The 18,308-nt window shown below is 72.4% G+C and carries 16 protein-coding genes; 9 read left to right on the top strand and 7 right to left on the bottom strand.

The features are described 5' to 3' along the window. Nucleotides 1-64: 64 nt before the first annotated feature. The 3 genes from ACN28A_RS12680 to ACN28A_RS12670 all read right to left on the bottom strand — a co-directional run bounded on the left by ACN28A_RS12680 (nt 65) and on the right by ACN28A_RS12670 (nt 3,567). Nucleotides 65-937: a pectate lyase family protein gene (locus tag ACN28A_RS12680; RefSeq protein ID WP_421404337.1), complete on the bottom strand. Its 873-nt coding sequence runs from the start codon at nt 935-937 to the stop codon at nt 65-67. Between the two features lie 255 nt (nt 938-1,192). Next, a complete protein-coding gene (locus tag ACN28A_RS12675) occupies nt 1,193-2,194 on the bottom strand; it encodes a MaoC/PaaZ C-terminal domain-containing protein (protein ID WP_421395244.1) in 1,002 nt (333 codons plus the stop codon). Then, nucleotides 2,194-3,567, bottom strand: a complete 1,374-nt coding sequence (locus tag ACN28A_RS12670; protein ID WP_421395243.1) for a 3-oxoacyl-ACP reductase — start codon at nt 3,565-3,567, stop codon at nt 2,194-2,196. The genes ACN28A_RS12675 and ACN28A_RS12670 overlap by 1 nt, the downstream gene beginning before the upstream one ends. 57 nt (nt 3,568-3,624) lie before the next feature. Here ACN28A_RS12670 and ACN28A_RS12665 point away from each other — a divergent pair, with 57 nt between their 5' ends. The 3 genes from ACN28A_RS12665 to ACN28A_RS12655 all read left to right on the top strand — a co-directional run bounded on the left by ACN28A_RS12665 (nt 3,625) and on the right by ACN28A_RS12655 (nt 7,264). Continuing rightward, complete coding sequence (locus ACN28A_RS12665; RefSeq protein ID WP_421395241.1) at nt 3,625-4,923, top strand: acetyl-CoA C-acetyltransferase; 1,299 nt, start codon at nt 3,625-3,627, stop codon at nt 4,921-4,923. Nucleotides 4,924-5,284: 361 nt separating this feature from the next. Continuing rightward, nucleotides 5,285-5,839 (top strand): ArsR/SmtB family transcription factor, encoded by a 555-nt coding sequence (locus ACN28A_RS12660; protein ID WP_421395240.1) that lies wholly within the window; start codon nt 5,285-5,287, stop codon nt 5,837-5,839. A gap of 3 nt (nt 5,840-5,842) precedes the next feature. Next, nucleotides 5,843-7,264, top strand: a complete 1,422-nt coding sequence (locus tag ACN28A_RS12655) for an MFS transporter (RefSeq protein ID WP_421395239.1) — start codon at nt 5,843-5,845, stop codon at nt 7,262-7,264. A 555-nt stretch (nt 7,265-7,819) separates the two neighbouring features. Here ACN28A_RS12655 and ACN28A_RS12650 read toward each other — a convergent pair. Continuing rightward, nucleotides 7,820-8,251 carry an uL11 family ribosomal protein gene (locus ACN28A_RS12650; protein ID WP_421395237.1) on the bottom strand — a complete coding sequence of 144 codons (432 nt, stop codon included), beginning with the start codon at nt 8,249-8,251 and terminating at the stop codon, nt 7,820-7,822. A gap of 293 nt (nt 8,252-8,544) precedes the next feature. Here ACN28A_RS12650 and ACN28A_RS12645 point away from each other — a divergent pair, with 293 nt between their 5' ends. From ACN28A_RS12645 to purB, 3 genes are all read left to right on the top strand, one after another. After that, nucleotides 8,545-9,255 carry a siderophore-interacting protein gene (locus ACN28A_RS12645; RefSeq protein ID WP_421395235.1) on the top strand — a complete coding sequence of 237 codons (711 nt, stop codon included), beginning with the start codon at nt 8,545-8,547 and terminating at the stop codon, nt 9,253-9,255. Continuing rightward, nucleotides 9,255-10,496, top strand: a complete 1,242-nt coding sequence (locus ACN28A_RS12640) for an MFS transporter (protein WP_421395234.1) — start codon at nt 9,255-9,257, stop codon at nt 10,494-10,496. The genes ACN28A_RS12645 and ACN28A_RS12640 overlap by 1 nt, the downstream gene beginning before the upstream one ends. A 220-nt stretch (nt 10,497-10,716) precedes the next feature. Next, the gene (gene purB, locus ACN28A_RS12635; protein ID WP_421395233.1) at nt 10,717-12,138 is read left to right on the top strand and encodes an adenylosuccinate lyase; all 1,422 of its coding nucleotides are present in this window, start codon (nt 10,717-10,719) and stop codon (nt 12,136-12,138) included. Between the two features lie 10 nt (nt 12,139-12,148). On the opposite strand, the gene ACN28A_RS12630 is transcribed toward purB, so the two are convergent. The 3 genes from ACN28A_RS12630 to ACN28A_RS12620 form a co-directional block, all read right to left on the bottom strand. Then, nucleotides 12,149-12,472 (bottom strand): hypothetical protein, encoded by a 324-nt coding sequence (locus ACN28A_RS12630; protein WP_421395231.1) that lies wholly within the window; start codon nt 12,470-12,472, stop codon nt 12,149-12,151. 110 nt (nt 12,473-12,582) lie between these two features. Next, nucleotides 12,583-13,041 carry a YbjQ family protein gene (locus ACN28A_RS12625; protein ID WP_421395230.1) on the bottom strand — a complete coding sequence of 153 codons (459 nt, stop codon included), beginning with the start codon at nt 13,039-13,041 and terminating at the stop codon, nt 12,583-12,585. A gap of 218 nt (nt 13,042-13,259) precedes the next feature. After that, nucleotides 13,260-13,916, bottom strand: a complete 657-nt coding sequence (locus tag ACN28A_RS12620) for a S1 family peptidase (RefSeq protein ID WP_421404335.1) — start codon at nt 13,914-13,916, stop codon at nt 13,260-13,262. Between the two features lie 391 nt (nt 13,917-14,307). Here ACN28A_RS12620 and purS point away from each other — a divergent pair, with 391 nt between their 5' ends. The 3 genes from purS to purL all read left to right on the top strand — a co-directional run bounded on the left by purS (nt 14,308) and on the right by purL (nt 18,262). Next, nucleotides 14,308-14,571, top strand: coding sequence for a phosphoribosylformylglycinamidine synthase subunit PurS (purS, locus tag ACN28A_RS12615; RefSeq protein ID WP_421395228.1), 264 nt, complete (start codon nt 14,308-14,310; stop codon nt 14,569-14,571). After that, nucleotides 14,568-15,251, top strand: coding sequence for a phosphoribosylformylglycinamidine synthase subunit PurQ (gene purQ / locus ACN28A_RS12610; RefSeq protein WP_421395227.1), 684 nt, complete (start codon nt 14,568-14,570; stop codon nt 15,249-15,251). Before purS ends, purQ begins: the two co-directional genes overlap by 4 nt. 125 nt (nt 15,252-15,376) lie before the next feature. Beyond that, a complete protein-coding gene (gene purL / locus ACN28A_RS12605; protein ID WP_421404333.1) occupies nt 15,377-18,262 on the top strand; it encodes a phosphoribosylformylglycinamidine synthase subunit PurL in 2,886 nt (961 codons plus the stop codon). Nucleotides 18,263-18,308: the final 46 nt, after the last annotated feature.

Raw genomic sequence — 18,308 nt, 5'->3', positions numbered from 1 at the left:
GGGACCGGAGCACCCGTGACGTCGCCGGTGGCCGGGTCGGATCGGCCGACGCCGTGGGCGACGGTCAGATCCGGCCGGTGCCGGCGCCGCCGGTGACGATGGACTTCACGTTGGCGGCCGGGTCGAGCGAGTACCCGTACGGGATGCCGTTGACGCTGCCGCCGGCCTGGCCGGAGCCGGAGTTGACGAAGTGGTTGTTCCGGGCGACCAGGCCGCCGACCGGCGAGCTGCCCTCACCCCGGTGGTACGGGTCGCTGACGTTCTCGAAGTAGTTGCCCTCGACGAGCACGCCCGCGTTGCAGGTGGAGGCGACGCCGTAGCCGCCGTTGCCCCGGTAGAAGTTGTTGTAGACGTGCACCGGGTTGCCGAACCGGACCCGGGGGTGCCGCTGGTTCGACCCGTCGAACCAGTTGTGGTGGTACGACACCCGCAGCCGACCGACGTCCTCGCCCGCGTTGCTGTCGGAGTGTCCGAGCAGGAACGACTTGTCGTGGTTGAAGACCCGGTTCCAGGAGACGGTGGCGCAGTCGGAGCTGCGCTTGATGTCGACCGCGCCGTCGGAGCCGCTGCTGAAGCTGTTGTGGTCGATCCAGACCCGGCTCGAGTACTGCACGTTTATCGCGTCGTCGCCCCAGTTCCGGAAGTTGATGTTCCGGATGATGACGTTGCTGACGCTGGCGACGTTGAGCCCGCCGCCGGTGATCGTGGCGTTGGCGCCGACCCCGATGATCGTCTTGTCCGCGGCGACCTTCTGCATGCCGCTGAGCGAGATGGTGCCGGAGAACCGGATCACCCGGGCGCCGCTGGCCTGCATGTTGCTGATCAGGCCGTTCGCGTCGCTGACGGTGACCGGGGAGGCGTTGCCGCCGCCGCTGGTGCCGCCGCACTGGGTCGCCCAACCCTCCAGGTTGAACGAGGCGGCCGAGGCGCTCGGCATCGCGACCAGGGAACTGGCCGCGAGCGTCGCGGCGGTGGCCGCCGCGAGCAGCGGCACCCGGACGAGCCGCCGGGTGCGCCGGGTGGTGGTTTCGGTGCTGGACACAGGGGAACCTCCGAGCGGAAGTGGTCCACCCCGGCGGCCGGGCGGGTGGGACGCGGACGCCGCCAGCGGTGGGTGGACGGTGCGGCCGACGGATCTGGGCCGCGCCGGGGACGGGGCTGCTGGAAAGCGCTTTCCAGCATCGACTGAAGACTATCGATGGCCCTCTATCCTGTCAACGGCAAATCTCGATGTTTGTGCCGTCCTGTCGGGCTTGGCCCGAGAGGGTGATCGGTCCGGATCAGACCTGATCATCCCGCCGTCCGCGGTCACCTCACCGAGCAGGTGGGGACGGCCGCGCGCCGGGTCGTGCAGCCCGAAACTCCGGCCCCGGCTCGCCGAGAAGGCCACCGTCGACGGCAGCGGCACCGGCAGCTTGAACGCCACGTCCACGGTGTACGCCTCGGGCAGCCGCCCCTCCAGCGCGGCCAGGCAGCGGGCCTTGCTCCACATCCCGTGCGCGATCGGCCGGGGGAAGCCGAACAGCCGGGCGGCGACCCGGGAGGTGTGGATCGGGTTGCGGTCCCCGGAGATCCGGGCGTACTCCCGGCCCACCCGGGTGGCCACCCGCCACAGCGCGGTCGGGGCCGGCGCGGCCGGTCGGTCACCCTGGTCGCGCCGGTCGCCCCCGGCGGCCGTACGCTCCCGTCGCAGGTACGTCGACACGCCGCGCCAGACCGTCTCCCCGGCGACGGAGGCGGTGCAGACCACGTCGAACTGTCGGCCCCGCTCGTGCGGGCGCAGGTCGACCGCGCGTACCGCCAGGTCCAGCGGCTCCGCCGCGTCCACCTGGCGGTACGTGCTGATCCGGTTCGCCACGTGCACCAGCCCGACCAGGGGCAGCGGAAACTCCGGTGCGCTCATCAGGCGCAGCGCCAGCGGGAAGGCAAGTACGTGCGGATAGGTCGGCGGCAGCGCGTCGGCGAGCCGGAACCCGCACACCCGGTCGTACTCCGCCAGGTGGTCCCGGTCCACCGTCACCCCCCGGACCACAAGTTCGGTCCCGGGAAGCCGACCGGCCCGCCGGGCCGACCCGAACCCCGGGGCCAGCCCGATCGCCGCCCGGCGGTAGAGCGGCCCGCCGGCCGGCACCGCCGCCAACTCGACCGGCACTGCTTCCGGCTGCTCCCCGGTGCCGTGCGGAAGCTCGGTCATCAGGCCCCCAACAGGCTCTGTCCGCAGACCCGGACCACGTTGCCGGTGACGCCGGCCGAGCCGGGTGAGGCGAACCAGGCGATCGTCTGCGCCACGTCGACCGGCAACCCGCCCTGGGCCAGGCTGTTCATCCGCCGGCCCGCCTCGCGGAGCATCATCGGCATCCGGGCGGTCATCCGGGTCTCGATGAAGCCCGGAGCGACCGCGTTGACGGTGATACCGCGCTCGGCCAGAAGCGGCGCCATCGAGTGCACCAGGCCGATCACGCCGGCCTTGGAGGTGGCGTAGTTGGTCTGGCCCCGGTTGCCGGCGATCCCGGCGATCGACGAGACCCCGATCAGCCGGCCACCGCGCGGGATCAGCCCACGGTCCAGCAGTACCTCGTTGATCCGCTCCTGGCTGGTCAGGTTGACCTCCAGGACCGAGTCCCACCGGTCCGGGGTCATCCGGCCGAGCGTCTTGTCCCGGGTGATCCCGGCGTTGTGTACCAGCACGTCGAGCCGGCCGTGCCGGTCGGCCAGGTGGTCGGCCAGCCGCAGTGGCGCGTCCGGCGTGGTCAGGTCGAGCTGCACCGCCGTACCGCCGACGGCGTTGGCGACCTCGGCGAGCGCGTCACCGGCCGCCGGCACGTCCAGGGCCACCACCTGGGCGCCGTCGGCCGCCAACACCTCGGCGACCTTCGCCCCGATCCCCCGGGCAGCACCGGTGACCAGGGCTATCCGGCCGTCCAGCGGACGGTTCCAGTCGACCTCGGGCACCTCGGCCGGGCTGATCCGGATCACCTGCCCGGAGACGTACGCGGAGCGGCCGGAGAGGAGGAAGCGCAGGGTCGACTCGACGGCCCGTTCCGCACCCGGCGCGACGTAGACGAGCTGCGCGGTGCTGCCCCGGCCGAACTCCTTGCCGATGCTGCGGGTCAGCCCTTCCAGGGCGCGCTGCGCCGTCGCCTCCCGGGGCGTGCCGCAGGACTCCGGCGGGGTGCCGAAGACGACCACCCGGCCGGACGGGTGCAGGGCCCGGGCCAGCGGGTGGAAGAAGTCGAAGAGTGCGCGCAACCCGGCGGAGTCGGTGATGCCGGTGGCGTCATAGAGCAGGGCGGCCTGCCGAGGCATCCGGCCGTCCCCGTCCCGGCCGTTCGGCGAGGCGTCTCGGGGCTCCGACGGGTCGGAGATCTGCACGCCGGCCGGGTGCAGCAGCGCGGCCAGCGGCTCGACCAGGCGACCGCCGGGAGCGGCACCGAGGCGTACCGGGCCGTGGGCGAGCGGGTCGCCGGGGCGGTACCGGCGCAGCCTGGGCGGGTCCGGCAGGCCGAGGCGCCTGACCAGCGCCCGGCCGGGACCGGTGTGGGCGAAGCTCGCGTACCTGTCGCTCATGCCCGTAGCCTACTCGCGGGTAAGGTAGGAACAACCCTGCGTTCTGGAGGCGTCACCATGGAACCCGTAGCCGTACGTCGCGTCGCGGTCCTCGGCGGCAACCGGATCCCGTTCGCCCGCTCGAACGGCCGGTACGCCAGGGCGTCCAACCAGGACATGCTGACCGCCGCCCTGGACGGGTTGATCGCCCGGTTCGGCCTGGCCGGGGAACGGCTCGGCGAGGTGGCCGCCGGTGCGGTACTCAAGCACTCCCGGGACTTCAACCTCACCCGCGAGGTGGTACTCGGCTCCCGGCTCGACCCGCACACCCCGGCGTACGACCTCCAGCAGGCCTGCGGCACCGGCCTGGAGGCGGCGATCCTGGTCGCCAACAAGATCGCACTCGGGCAGATCGACGTCGGCGTCGCCGGTGGGGTGGACACCACCTCGGATGCACCGCTGGCCGTCAACGAGGAGCTGCGACGGACCCTACTGGAGATCAACGCAGCCCGGACGCTCGGCGGGCGGCTGCGCGCCGCCACCCGGTTGCGCCCGGCCCAGCCGTTCCGGCCGGAGATCCCGCGCAACGCCGAGCCGCGTACCGGACTGTCGATGGGTGAGCACGCGGCGGTCACCGCCCGGCGCTGGAACGTCGACCGGCGGGCCCAGGACGAACTCGCGGTCCGCTCGCACCAGCGGCTCGCCGCCGCGTACGACCGGGGTTTCTTCGACGACCTGGTCACGCCGTACCTCGGGCTGACCCGCGATCAGAACCTCCGCCCGGACACCAGCGCGGAGAAGCTCGGCCGGCTCAGGCCGGTCTTCGGCACCCGGGGGCCGGAGGCCGAGCAGGCCAGCATGACTGCCGGCAACTCCTCCCCGCTCACCGACGGGGCGTCGACCGTGCTGCTCGCCTCCGAGGAGTGGGCCAGGGCGCACAACCTGCCGGTACTTGCCTGGTTCGGCGCCTCGACGACCGCCGCCGTCGACTTCGTACACGGCGACGAGGGACTGCTGATGGCACCCGCGTACGCCGTGCCCCGGCTGCTCGCCCGGACCGGGCTGACGCTTGCCGACTTCGACTACTTCGAGATCCACGAGGCGTTCGCCTCGCAGGTGCTGGCCACCCTGGCGGCCTGGGAGTCGCCGGAGTTCTGCAAGGACCGGCTGGGCCTGGATGCCCCGCTGGGCACCGTCGACCCGGCGAAGCTGAACGTCAACGGCTCGTCGCTGGCTGCCGGCCACCCGTTCGCGGCGACCGGCGGCCGGATCGTGGCGACCCTGGCCAAGCTGCTCGCCGAGCGCGGTTCGGGACGCGGGCTGATCTCCATCTGCGCGGCCGGCGGCCAGGGCGTGGTGGCCATCCTCGAACGCTGAACCGAATGCGTCGCGATGCATGGCGGGACCTGGGCCGCCCTACCGCTCGGCCCAGGAACCGGGTACAGATCTCCTCCGGTGGCCAGGTCGGGCAGGTCGGTGGCCGCGTAAGTGCCGCTCATCCGCCGGAAACCGATCGCCGGGATCGCTGACCTGGACACCAGAGGCGTTATGGCTTCCGGGTAACGCCTCTGGTGTCCAGGTCGCGGTCGTTGGAGCCCGTCAGGTGGTGGCCGGCCGCCAGGAGGCACCACCGTCCAACAGACGTTTGATAGTTGAGACGCCGTCTTCTAGACTCCCAAACATGTCTTTGGGAGTTGACGGTCCGGACCGACCTCCGGGCGGCAGCGGAGCTAGCGCCGTGGGCGCACCGGATCCGACCGCCCGGCTGCGGGCCCTGGCCCACCCGGTCCGGCTGCGGATCCTGTCCCTGCTCACCGCGTCGGCGTTCACCGCCGCCGAGATCGCCCGCGAGCTGGACCTGACGCACGCCAACGCCAGCTACCACCTCCGGCACCTGCTCGCCGCCGGGGTGATCGAGGTGGCCGGCGAGGAACGGATCCGGGGCGGCGTCGCCAAGCGCTACCGCTACGACGCGTCCCGCGACTTCGACTGGAAGCAGCGCCAGGACGCGGCGACGGCGCCGAAAACGACCGACGGCGAGGTGACCCCGGACCACCGGCTGGTCTACGCGGCACTCGCCACCGAGCTGCGCCGCCGGGCCGAGCGGGTCCGGCGCGGCCCGGGGAACTTCCTCACCGACGCCGAGTTCTGGGTCGACGACGAGACCTGGGACGAGATCCGGAACACCGTCGCCGAGGCGTCGGCCCGGCTGCACGCCGCCGCCAAACCACCGCGTACGCCCGGCACCTCCCGGGTCAGCGCCACCGTCGCGCTCTTCCGGATGGAGGACTGAGGCATGCGTACCCGTGACCCGGCGGGTAGCCGCGACTCGGCGTTGGCGCCGCTACGGCACCGGCCCTTCCGCTATCTGGCGATCGGGCGCGCCGCCACCATGCTCGGCAACGCGGTCGCACCGATCGCGCTGGCGTTCGCCGTACTCGATCTCACCGGCAGTGTCCGCGACCTCGGCCTGGTGGTCGGCGCGCGGTCGCTGACCCACGTGCTCTTCCTGCTCTTCGGCGGGGTGCTTGCCGACCGGCTGCCCCGGCAGGCGGTGATGGTGGTCTCCTGCACGCTCGCCGCCGTCACCCAGGCGGCGGTCGCGGCACTTGTGCTGACCGGCAGCGCGACCATCCCGGCGCTGATCGCGCTCAGCGCCCTCAACGGCGTACTGGCCGCCTTCGCCTGGCCGGCCGCCGCCGCGCTGGTCCCGCAGACCGTGCCGGCCGAGCTGCTCCAGTCGGCCAACGCGCTCAACCGGCTCGGCACCAACGCGGCGATGATCGGCGGCGCCTCGCTCGGCGGAGTGCTGGTCGCCGGCGTCGGACCGGGCTGGGGCCTGGCGGTGGACGCCGGCACCTTCGCGCTGGCCGGGCTCGCCTTCGCCGGGGTACGGGTGGCGCCGGTCGCCCGCCGTGCCGCTGCCGAACGCGGCAACCCGCTGCGGGACCTGCGGGAGGGCTGGACCGAGTTCGTCGCGCGCTCCTGGGTCTGGGTGGTGGTACTCGGCTTCCTCCTGATCAACTTCGCCTACACCAGCTCGGTGAACGTGCTCGGCCCGGCGGTCGCGGACGAGACGATCGGCCGGACCGCCTGGGGGCTGGTGCTCGCCGCCCAGACCGCCGGCATGGTGCTCGGAGCGCTCGTCGCCCTCCGGATCCGGATACGCCGGCTGCTCCTGCTCGGCGTGTTCTGCATGTTCGCCGACGTGTTGCTGCTGCTCGGGCTGGCCTGGGTGCCGTCGGTCGCCGTCCTCCTGGTCGCCGCCGTGGTCGCCGGGTTGGCCGTCGAGCAGTTCTCGGTCGCCTGGGAGACCTCGATGCAGCAGAACATCCCGGCCGACCGGCTCGCCCGGGTCTACTCCTACGACGCGCTCGGCTCGTTCCTGGCGATCCCGCTCGGCCAGATCGCGATCGGTCCACTTGCCGAGACCATCGGCGACCGGTCGACGCTGCTGGTGGCCGCCGGGATCGTCTTCGTCGCGGTGCTCGGCATGCTGGCCGACCCCGGCGTACGCGGGCTTTCCGCCCACCTCCCGACCCGCGAGGGAACCCCGGCCGGCGAGGGGACCCCGACATCCAAAGGAACCCGGCTCTTCGCCGAGACTCCGGCTCCTGCGGAGAGTCCGGTGGCCGGTGCATTGCCGCCGTCAACGCGCGCTTCCTCCGAAAGCGGCGGTGCGCCGGTCGGCGGTGGGCCGGCTGCGGAGAACGTGTGACCGACGGCTACCGCCTGCGGTCACGGGCCCCCGGGCAACCCGCCGATCCCTGGCAACTCCGAGCATTGGTGCCGCCGTTCTCGCGCGGGTTGGTGGTGGCGGTTGCCGCGACGGCGTACCTGAGTGCGCTGCGGGAGCGGGGGCGCTGGCCGACACCTGCGCTGCTCACCGTCGGCGGCTTCGCCGGACCGGCGGTGCTCGCCGGGTCGCTACAGGTCTTACCGCACCAGCAACGCTGCTCGCGGAGATTGCGCACACCCGGTTGTCGAACTCCGACAACGGCATCCTGGGGCTGGTTCCTCCGCTGCCGCTGCTGGTCGCGTTCCTGCTTGGCGTTTGCCGCGCTACAGGTTCTATACCTGGACCGTCTGGCCATGCGGGTGGGCCGACCGTCCGGTTCTCCGGCCTCACGGTCCGGCCCACCTCCACAGCCCACCCTTGCCGGCCCACCCTTGCGGCTTCCACCTCCGCCGCCTTCGCCGGAGGTGGAGCCGCCCACGGCCGGCGGTCGGACCGGGTAGCCCGCCGTGGCCGACCCGCCGTACCGGGTAACCCTCACTCGTCTGTGACGAGCACGCCCATCGAGCGGGCGGTACCGGCGATCTGCCGCATCGCCGCCGAGACGTCGTCGGTGTTCAGATCCGGCAACTTCCGCTCGGCGATCTCCCGGAGCTGCTGCCGGGAGATCCTGGCCACCGTCTCGGTGCCGGGCCGGGCCGAACCGCCGGCCAGCCCGAGCACCTTCCGGACCAGGTACGCCGTCGGCGGCGTCTTGAACCGCAGCGCGTACGACCGGTCGTCGAAGACGGTGACGACCACGGGCACGATGTCCCCGCGCTGGCCTGCGGTGGCGGCGTCGTAGTCGAGCGTCAACTGCCGGGTGTTGACGCCGGTCGGCCCGAGCATCTTGCCGATGTCGACGATCGCCGCGTTGCCGGCGTCGAGTTCCAGGGTGAGCTGACGGCTGATCTTTCGCTGTGCTGCCATGCCGGCGAAGCTATGGATTCCAGCGACTGGAAGGTCAACGCCGTTTCAGGACCGCCCGGCCTCGGGGGCCGCCCCGGCCCACCCGGTACCGCCCGGCCAGGACCGCCCGACGGCCGGCCCTGGACGGCAAGCGGAAGGCTGACCGAGTGCGGGTTCGGTAGGGGCTCCAGGCGCGGCGGACGGAGTCACGGTCCCGGCGGCCCAGGGCAGGCAGACCCCGGGGTTGGCCGTCACGTCCGGCAAATAACTTAGGGTACCCTCACCTAACTGCTGACCTTGGCTGGAGGGGCTTCGTGAAACGGAACTGGGAGGGCCTGGTACTCAAGGCCATGGGAGGCCGGGAGTTCCGGCTCACCGTGCTGGGTACCGAGTCGGTCGAGGGGCACTACCAGCGCATCGTCCTCGACGACGGTGGGTTGCTGAAGTCGTGTGGTGTCCATCCGACGATGTGGATCCGGTTGTGGTTCGACAACGACGGGCGGGCGCACCAGCGGGCGTACACGCTGGTCGACCCTGATCCGGAGAACGGGCGGTTCACGCTGGAGTTCGCCGTCCACGACGGCTGCGCCGCACGGTGGGCCACCACCGCCAAGGTCGGCGACACCATCGACGCGATCGTGCAGGGCAGCGCGTTCCAGTTGCCCGAACCGGCGCCGGAGCACCTCTACCTGGTCGGCGACGCGGCGTCGCTACCAGCGGTGAACAGCCTCCTCGACGCCGGCGCACACATTCCGGCGACGGTCTGGCTGGAGTACTCGCACGAGGGCGAGAAGGCGCTGGCGCCGCGGGCCCGGGCGCACCACGAGGTGACCTGGGTGCCCCGCCGCGACGGCGGGCGGCACCTGGTCGGCACGGTCTGCGCGGCGCTGCCCGCCAGTGAGACCGCGCACTACTGGGTGGCCTGCGAGGCGGCCAGCACCCGCAGCATCACCCGGCACGTCCGGCGGACACTGGGCGTCGGCAAGCACCAGCTCACCTCGCTCGGCTACTGGCGGGCCGTCTGATGGGCCGCCTCGGCACGCTGACCGCGCTCTACGTCACGCAGTACCTCGGCATCGGATTCATCACCGTCGGCCTGACCGCCATCCTGCGCGACGGCGGCACCTCGCTGGACACGCTGGCGCTGCTGCAGGTCGTCGGTCTGATCTGGCCGATCAAGTTCCTCTGGGCACCGGTCCTCGACCGGTACGGCTCCCGGCACCGCGGCCACTACCGCTCCTGGCTGCTGGTGCTGCAGAGCGCGCTGGTGCTGGCGCTGCTGGCACTGCTGCCGTTCTCCCGGCCGGCCGACCAACTCGGCCCGGTCATCGCCATCTGCGCCGCGTTCGTGTTCTTCTCCGCCACCCAGGACATCGCCGCCGACGCGGTCGCGGTACGACTGCTGGCGGCGTCGGACCGGGGCGCCGGCAACGGCATCCAGGTGGCCGCGAGCTATCTGGGCAACCTGCTCGGCGGCGGCGCCTGCGTGCTGGTCTACGACCGCTTCGGCTGGGCGCCGGCGGTCGGACTGCTGGCCGTGCTGACCGCGGTCGGGCTGCTCGTGGTGTGGCGGTTCCGGGAACCGGAGCGTACCGACCGAGTCGTCCGCGTCGGCGTCGCGTACCGGGCGCTGGTGTCGGTGTTCGGCCAGGTCGGGTGCCGGTGGTGGACGTTCGGGGTGGTACCGCTGGTCTACGTGGGTGCCGGCATGGCGTACGCGCTGATTACCCCCGCGCTGGTGGACGCCGGGTGGTCGCTGGGCCGGATCGGCGTGGTGACCGGCGTGGTGACCAGCGTGCCGGCGATCGCGGCCGGTCTGGTGGCGGGCCTGGGCATCGGCCGGTTCGGTCGGGCCGGCGTGCTGGTGGCCGGCGGGGTGACGTTGGCGCTGTCCACGCTGGCGTTGCTGCCGCTGATGAACGGTCGCGCTCCGCTGGGCGGCACGGTCGCCGCGATCTGCTTCTTCCTGGCCGCCTACACGGTCGCCAACGTGGTGCTCTATACGGTCAACATGGACTACTCGAGGCCGGGCAGCGGCGGGACCGACTTCACTGTGCTGTCGTCGTTCGGGCTGGTCTGCTCGTTCGTGGCCGCGTCGCTCGGGCTCGCCGCCGCCGAACGGTTCGGCTACCCGGCGGTCGCGGTGGCGGCTCTCGTGCTGGTCACTGCCGGGGTCGTGGTGGGTGTGACGCACCAGCGCCGGTTCCCGCCGTCCGGACCGGCACGGAATAAGGTGACCGCCACGGCGGACTTGCTTGTTGGGTGAGCCCTCGCCCAATACCACGATGCCCGGCGTGCGCCGCCGGTCTCTACTTCTGGTACGTGCGGAGGGCTTCGGGAGCATCGATCCGCTCGCCCACCTGTGGTCGCTGAGCATCATCGAGCAGTTCTTGGTGTGGCCACCGGGCTGGCCGGGCCGGGCGGGGCCAGCAACCGGCATTCAGCCCCGGGCGGGCGGGTCCGGCTCCGCATGGTCGAATGGCGGGGTGACCATTCCCAACATCCTGGCCAACCGCTACGCCTCGGCCGAGCTGGCCGCCCTCTGGTCGCCGGAGGAGAAGATCCGGATGGAACGGCGGCTCTGGCTGGCCGTACTCCGGGCGCAGCGCGATCTCGGCGTGCCGGTGCCGGACGGGGTGGTCGAGGCGTACGAGCGGGTGCTGGACCAGGTCGACCTGGCCTCGATCGCGGCCCGGGAGCGGGTCACCCGGCACGACGTGAAGGCGCGGATCGAGGAGTTCAGCGCGCTGGCCGGGCACGAGCAGGTGCACAAGGGGATGACCTCCCGGGACCTGACCGAGAACGTCGAGCAGCTCCAGGTCCGGGCCTCGCTGGAACTGGTCCGGGACCGGGTGGTCGCCGCCCTGGCCCGACTGGCCCGACTCGCCGTCGAGCACACCGACCTGGTGCTCACCGGACGTTCGCACAACGTCGCCGCGCAGGCGACAACGCTGGGCAAGCGGTTCGCCAGCGCCGCCGAGGAGCTGCTGATCGGGTACGAGCGGCTCACCGACCTGATCGAGCGCTATCCGCTGCGCGGCATCAAGGGGCCGGTCGGTACCGCCGCCGACCAGCTCGACCTCTTCGACGGGGACGCGGCGAAGGTGGCCGAGCTGGAGCGCCGGGTCGCCGGGCACCTGGGCTTCCGCCGGGTACTCGACAGCGTCGGCCAGGTCTATCCGCGCTCCCTCGATCTTGACGTGATCTCCGCGCTGGCCCAGACCGCCGCCGCGCCGAGCAGCCTGGCCACCACGATCCGGCTGATGGTCGGGCAGGAGCTGGCCACCGAGGGCTTCCGCCCCGGCCAGGTCGGCTCCAGCGCGATGCCGCACAAGATGAACACCCGGTCCAGCGAGCGGGTGAACGGCTTCGCGGTGATCATCCGGGGTTACCTGTCGATGGTCGGCGAGCTGGCCGGCGACCAGTGGAACGAGGGTGACGTCTCCTGCTCGGTCGTCCGCCGGGTCGCCCTGCCGGACGCGTTCTTCGCCGCCGACGGGCTGTTCCAGACCTTTCTGACGGTGCTCGACGAGTTCGGCGCGTACCCGGCGGTGATCGCCCGGGAGCTGGACCGCTACCTGCCGTTCCTGGCCACCACCAGGATCCTGGTGGCGGCGGTCCGGCGCGGGGTCGGCCGGGAGACGGCGCACGAGGTGATCAAGGAGCACGCGGTCGCGGTGGCGCTGGCCATGCGCGAGAAGGGCGCCGCCGAGAACGACCTCTTCGACCGGCTCGCCGCCGACGGCCGGCTCGGCCTGACCCGGGCCGAGATCGACGAGCTGGTCGCGGACCGGGCGGGCTTCACCGGGGCGGCGTCCGCGCAGGTCCGGGCCGTGGCCGACCGGATCGCCACCGTGCTGGCGGCGCACCCCGAAGCCGCCGCGTACGACCCGGCCCCGATCCTCTGACGCAGATCGGTCAACGAGGTGGCTCGGCGGCGCCATCCGCTGCCGGCACCTGCCCGGCAGGCCCGCGTCGGCCTCCCCAGACGAGCCACAGCCCGGTGACGAGCACAATCACTCCTACCGGCACGCCGTATACGGCGTGCACCACTGCCTCGACGAGGCCCGCGTAGTGGTCGGCGGACATCTGCTGGGTGGCTCCCGGAATGGGCATCGCACTCCCGACAAGCTCGCCGAGGACGGCGAGCAGGAGCACGACTCCGAGCGGTGTCAGCAGCCAGCCGAGTTCGGACCGCCAGCCGGTCCAACCGGCCCGGAGCAGCCATCGTGGGAGCGTCACGCCGCGAAGCGTAGCGCAGCCGGACGATCCGCCAGCGGTGGTCAGGTTGCCGAGATGCCGATTCTCGGCGTCAGCCACGCAGCAGCACGGTGCCCCGGACCCGCCTGGCGTCAGTTCCGGGGTGTCGGGGTGCCGGCGGCGCTGCCCAGGTCGGGTGCGCTGGGCGCCTCGGCGATCGCACCGGAGCCCAGCGGTTCGGCCAGGTGCGCCGTCTCGGCGGCGACCTTCGGCTGGTCGGCGGGCGGATGCTCGGGTGGCTGCCGGACGGCGACCACCGCCGTACCGTAGGCACACAACTCCATCCACATCTCGCCGACCTCGCGGTGGTCGAAGCGCATCCCGATCACCGCGTTGGCGCCGAGCCGGGTGGCCTCCTCGCCCAGCTTCTGCACGGCGTCGGTACGCCAACGCGTGAGGTTCTCCGGCGCCTTCGGGTCGTAGGCGCCACCACGGAGGTTCTTCACCCCCTCCCGGTACGGGTTCCGGGTCCGGGCCTGGGAGGACACGACTTCGCCGAGTACGGCGCGGATGTCGTAGCCCGGCAGATGATCCGTCGTCACGACCAGCACACGTTGATGCTGGCAGAGTGAGGGCCGACCGTTTTGCGAGGGCTGTTCACATCGCTCCAGTTTGCGAAACGGCGCGGCTGCCGCGAAACGGCGCCGGCACCCCGAGACCGGCCGCCGGGCCGCCAAACGGTGCCTGGCCGACGGAAACGGCGCGGCGCGGACGTCCCGACCCAGTCGGAACGTCCGCGCCATACCCCTGAGGAGGGTGTGGGTGGTGCCTAGACGCCGGAGACGGAGGTGATCCAGGAACGGTTGTAGGCGACGCTGCCGTAGTTCTGGATGCTCTGCCCGTCGGCGGTGGAGGCGACGCCGACCTGGGCGCCGTTGTAGACCTGCGGGCCACCCGAGTCGCCACGCCAGGCGTTGCCGTTGACCCGGGTGCTGCGGATCGCCCGCCCACCGTACGCGTCGGAGACGCTGGTACTGGTCACCCTTACGGTGGCGGTCTTCAGCGTGCTGGACGCCGAGCAGCCGCTGTAGCAGGTCATCCCCCACCCGTAGATCGAGTTGGTGGAGTTGACCGGCGGGTAGCTGCTGGACAGCGGCATGTAGCTGGTCTGGATCGAGGTGGAGAGGTTCAGCAGCGCCAGGTCGTAGCGACCGTAACTGGCGGTCACGCCGCTGGTGACGCCACCGGAACTCCGGTTGACGCTGCCCACCCGCACCGACATCGTGCCGCTGACGCAGTGCCGGGCCGTGAGCACCCAGCGGGCCGCGATGATGGTGCCGGAGCAGGTGAACGAGCCGTTGCTGAACACGGCCGCGGCCCACGGGGCCGAGGAGACGGTGCCGCCACCGATGATGTACGGGGTGACGGGGGCGGCGGTGGCGACGGACGGCGCGACGAGCGCGCCGGTGAGGGCGGTGGCGAGCATCACCAGGGTTCGGTGAATACGCACAGGGGGCTCCTTCCGGGGGGTTTACCCGGGGTCACCGGGTCGGTTGAGCCGCCGTAGGCGGGAGGATGTCCGCCGTACGGACCTGAACGGTCAACGTTCGGTCCTGCCGACCGGACGTTTGACGCCACACGCTAAGCCGTTCGTCACCTATTCACAAGGGTGAACTCCTTCGGCCGGTTTCCGGCCCTCGCCGCCGGGTGACCGGGTCCGGCACGCCCGGCAGGTGGGCGCCCCCGGACCGTCGCGCTCCGCCGAGGGCATCGACGCGCCGGCCCGTGCGTCAACTGGCTGGTCGGCCGGGTACGCTGGCTCCGCTCGCCCCTTTCGTGGGCCGGCACCCAACTGCGTACACAGTCAGGAGTGCCCAGTGCCTCGCGTCGTCGTCGACGTCATGCTCAAGCCGGAGATTCTCGATCCTCAGGGCCAGGCCGTCGCGAATGCGCTGCCGAGGCTCGGCGTCACGGACGTCTCCTCCGTGCGCATCGGCCGGCGGATCGAGATCGAGTTCACCGGCCAGCCGGACCTGGACCGGGCCCGGGAGATCGCGGACAAGCTGCTGGCCAACCCGGTCATCGAGGACTTCTCGGTCCGGGTGGCCGAGGCCGGGGACACCGCGGAGGGCAACCCGTGACCGCCCGGATCGGCGTGGTGACCTTCCCCGGCTCGCTCGACGACCGGGACGCGGCCCGCGCCGCCCGGATCGCCGGCGCCGAGGTGGTGTCGCTCTGGCACGACGATCCAGACCTGCACGGCGTCGACGCCGTCGTGCTGCCCGGCGGCTTCTCCTACGGCGACTACCTGCGCTGCGGCGCCATCGCCCGGTTCGCCCCGGTGATGGAGACGATCGCCGCCGGAGCCCGGGACGGCCTGCCGGTGCTCGGCATCTGCAACGGCTTCCAGATCCTCTGCGAGGCACACCTGCTGCCCGGCGCGCTGACCCGCAACCAGCACCTGCACTTCCGCAACCGTGACCAGGTGCTGCGGATGGAGTCGGCCGGCACCGCCTGGACCAACGAGTTCCAGCCCGGTCAGGAGATCCTGATCCCGGTGAAGAACGGCGAGGGCTGCTACGTCGCCGACGAGCGGACCCTCGACGAGCTGGAGGCGGGCGGCCGGGTCGTCGCGCGCTACCTGGGCGGCAACCCGAACGGCTCGCTGCGGGACATCGCCGGGATCAGCAACGAGGCCGGCAACGTCGTCGGGCTGATGCCGCACCCGGAGCACGCGGTGGAGGCGCTGACCGGACCCTCCCTCGACGGGCTCGGCTTCTTCACCTCGGTCCTCAAGCACCTCGCGGGAGTACCCGCATGATCGAACGGAGTGAGGTCATGGGCCAGCCAGAGCCCGCCCTCGCCGGCCACCCCTCGGCACCCGATCCCGCAACCCCGGCACCCGCACCGGCACCCGCCTCGGCCGTCGACGCGGTGGCGGCCAGGATGGCGGCGGCTCCGGCTCCGGCTGCGGCCCCGGCCGAGCCGGCCGTACCCGGCCAGCCGGTGCCGGAAGGCGTTCCCGCCGAGCTGCCCGTGAACGGCTACCCGGGCGGCGTGGACACCGTGTCGAACGCGGCGGGCACCCCCGGCGACCTCCAGCCCTACGCCGAGCTGGGCCTGCGCGACGACGAGTACGACCGGATCCGGCAGATCCTCGGCCGCCGCCCCACCCAGTCCGAGCTGGCGATGTACTCGATCATGTGGAGCGAGCACTGCTCCTACAAGTCGAGCAAGGTGCACCTGCGGCAGTTCGGCGAGAAGGCTCCGCCCAGCGACCGGCTGCTCGCCGGGATCGGCGAGAACGCCGGCGTGATCCAGATCTCCGACGAGCTGGCGGTGACCTTCAAGGTCGAGTCGCACAACCACCCGAGCTTCGTCGAACCGCACCAGGGCGCGGCGACAGGTGTCGGCGGGATCGTCCGGGACATCCTGGCGATGGGCGCCCGGCCGGTCGCGGTGATGGACCCGCTGCGCTTCGGCGCCGCCGACCACCCCGACACCGCCCGGGTACTCCCCGGCGTCGTCGCCGGGATCGGCACGTACGGCAACTCGCTCGGGCTGCCGAACATCGGCGGCGAGGTCGTCTTCGACTCCTGCTACCAGGGCAACCCGCTGGTCAACGCGCTCTGCCTCGGGGTGCTGCCCGTGCGGCGGCTGCAGAACAAGGCCGCCGCCGGACCCGGCAACGTGGTGGTGCTGCTCGGCGCCAAGACCGGACGGGACGGCATCGGCGGGGTTTCCGTGCTGGCCAGCGCCACCTTCGACGACGGCAGCGAACAGCGTCGTCCGTCGGTGCAGGTCGGCGACCCGTTCATGGAGAAGCTGCTGATCGAGGCGTGCCTGGAGCTGTACGACGCCGGGCTCGTCGTCGGCATCCAGGACCTCGGCGGTGCCGGGCTGACCTGCGCGCTCACCGAGACCGCCGCCGCGGCCGGCACCGGCATGCGGGTCATGCTGGAGCGGGTGCCCCTGCGCGAGGCGTCGATGCAGCCGCACGAGATCCTGGCCAGCGAGTCGCAGGAGCGGATGCTGCTGATCGTCGCCCCGGAGAAGCTCGACGCGGTGCTGCGGATCGCCGAGAAGTGGGGCGTGCCGGCCAGCGCGATCGGCGAGGTGACCGGCGCCCCGGCGGGTTCCGGGCCGGGCCGGCTGCTGGTCACCTGGCAGGGGCACACCGTTGTCGACGTGCCGCCGGGCTCGCTTGTGGACGACGGTCCGGTCTACGCCCGCCCGATGCGGGAGCCGGCCGACCTGATCCTGCTCCAGGCGGACCGGGCCGAGACGCTGCCCCGGCCGTCCACCGCCGAGGCGCTGCGGGAAACCCTGCTCCGGATGATCGCCTCGCCGAACCTCTGCGACAAGACCTGGATCACCGAGCAGTACGACCGGTACGTCCTCGGCAACACCGTGCTGGCGCAGCCGGAGGACGCCGGGATCATCCGGATCGACGAGCGGTCCGGGCTGGGCGTCGCCATGTCGGTCGACGGCAACGGCCGGTACACCCGACTCGACCCGTACCACGGTGCCAGGCTGGCGCTCGCCGAGGCGTACCGGAACGTGGCCGTGACCGGCGCGAAGCCGGTCGCGGTGACCGACTGCCTGAACTTCGGCTCGCCGGAGGACCCGGGCGTGATGTGGCAGTTCGCCGAGGCCGTGCGCGGGCTCGCCGACGGCTGCGCCGAACTGGGCATCCCGGTCACCGGCGGCAACGTCAGCTTCTACAACCAGACGGGCGCGGCGGCGATCCACCCGACTCCGGTCGTCGGCGTGCTCGGCGTACTCGACGACGTGGCGCAGCGGGTGCCGATGGGCTTCGCCCGGACCACCGGGGCCGACCACGACCTGATCTTCCTGCTCGGCGAGACCCGGCTGGAACTCTCCGGCTCCGAGTGGGCCTGGGTCACCCACCAGCATCTCGGCGGGGTGCCGCCGAAGGTCGACCTGGCGGCCGAGCGGGCGCTCGCCGAGCTGGTCGCCGAGGCGGCCCGGGTCGGGCACCTGCGCTCCGCACACGACCTCTCCGACGGCGGTCTCGCCCAGGCGCTCGTGGAGTCGAGCCTCCGCAACGGTGTCGGGGCCCGGATCGCCCTGCCGGAGGGCTTCACCGCCGGTTCGATGCCGTTCGTCTTCCTGTTCAGCGAGTCGACCGGCCGGGCGATGGTGGCGGTGCCGCGCGGGCACGAGAAGGCGTTCACCGCGCTCTGCGTCGAGCGGGGTGTGCCGTGGACCCTGATCGGGGTCACCGACACGGCCGGCGACGAGCTGGAGATCCGGGACCAGTTCACCATCGGGCTGCCGGAGTTGCGGGCGGCGTACAGTGCGACGCTGCCGAGCCTGTTCGGCGAGGGCGCGACGACGTTGGCCGAGTCCGTGGCCACCGGCACGAGCACCCCGGACCCGGCTCCGACCGGCCCCGACCGGAACGCCCCGACCGCGGCCGAAGCTCCCGTGGCGTCGCCGGCCGCCGCGCCGCGGGCCAGCGAGTCGTCGGCCGCCGCGCCGCCGGCCACCGTGTCGCCGGCCGACGACGACGCGTCCGAGGTTCCGGTTGCCGGCAACTCCGCCGACGCCGACGCCGTCGACGACGGTCACGAGGGTGCGACCGATGGTCACGAGGGTGCGACCGACGGCTCCGACGCCGTCCAGGCCGGCCCCGGAGCGGTTACCGAGCCCGGCGCCGTCACCGGCAACCCTGGCACCGACGGCGGGTCGGCCGGGGCGGCTCAGCAGGGCGAAGCCGCCCCGGACACCGCCGCCCCGGACACCGACGCCAACCAGCAGGACGCGGCGCCGGCCCGGTCCGACGTGGGAGACCGCCCGGCGGATTGATCCGACCGCACGGCGGCCGGGCGTTCCGACGGGGGAGGAATCACAT

This window comes from Plantactinospora sp. WMMB782 (assembly GCF_049179135.1).
Lineage (GTDB): Bacteria > Actinomycetota > Actinomycetes > Mycobacteriales > Micromonosporaceae > Plantactinospora.
Note: the sequence above shows the minus strand (reverse complement) of the source record. Positions and strands in the feature narration are given on the sequence as shown.

Excerpts from the sequence above, each read along its gene's own strand:
- ACN28A_RS12640 (WP_421395234.1), top strand. The coding sequence starts at position 9,255 with ATGGGCCGCCTCGGCACGCTGACCGCGCTCTACGTCACGCAGTACCTC.
- purL (WP_421404333.1), top strand. The coding sequence starts at position 15,377 with ATGGCGGCGGCTCCGGCTCCGGCTGCGGCCCCGGCCGAGCCGGCCGTA.
- ACN28A_RS12620 (WP_421404335.1), bottom strand. The coding sequence starts at position 13,916 with ATGCTCGCCACCGCCCTCACCGGCGCGCTCGTCGCGCCGTCCGTCGCC.
- ACN28A_RS12670 (WP_421395243.1), bottom strand. The coding sequence starts at position 3,567 with ATGAGCGACAGGTACGCGAGCTTCGCCCACACCGGTCCCGGCCGGGCG.
- ACN28A_RS12655 (WP_421395239.1), top strand. The coding sequence starts at position 5,843 with ATGCGTACCCGTGACCCGGCGGGTAGCCGCGACTCGGCGTTGGCGCCG.
- ACN28A_RS12665 (WP_421395241.1), top strand. The coding sequence starts at position 3,625 with ATGGAACCCGTAGCCGTACGTCGCGTCGCGGTCCTCGGCGGCAACCGG.
- ACN28A_RS12650 (WP_421395237.1), bottom strand. The coding sequence starts at position 8,251 with ATGGCAGCACAGCGAAAGATCAGCCGTCAGCTCACCCTGGAACTCGAC.
- ACN28A_RS12675 (WP_421395244.1), bottom strand. The coding sequence starts at position 2,194 with ATGACCGAGCTTCCGCACGGCACCGGGGAGCAGCCGGAAGCAGTGCCG.
- ACN28A_RS12680 (WP_421404337.1), bottom strand. The coding sequence starts at position 937 with ATGCCGAGCGCCTCGGCCGCCTCGTTCAACCTGGAGGGTTGGGCGACC.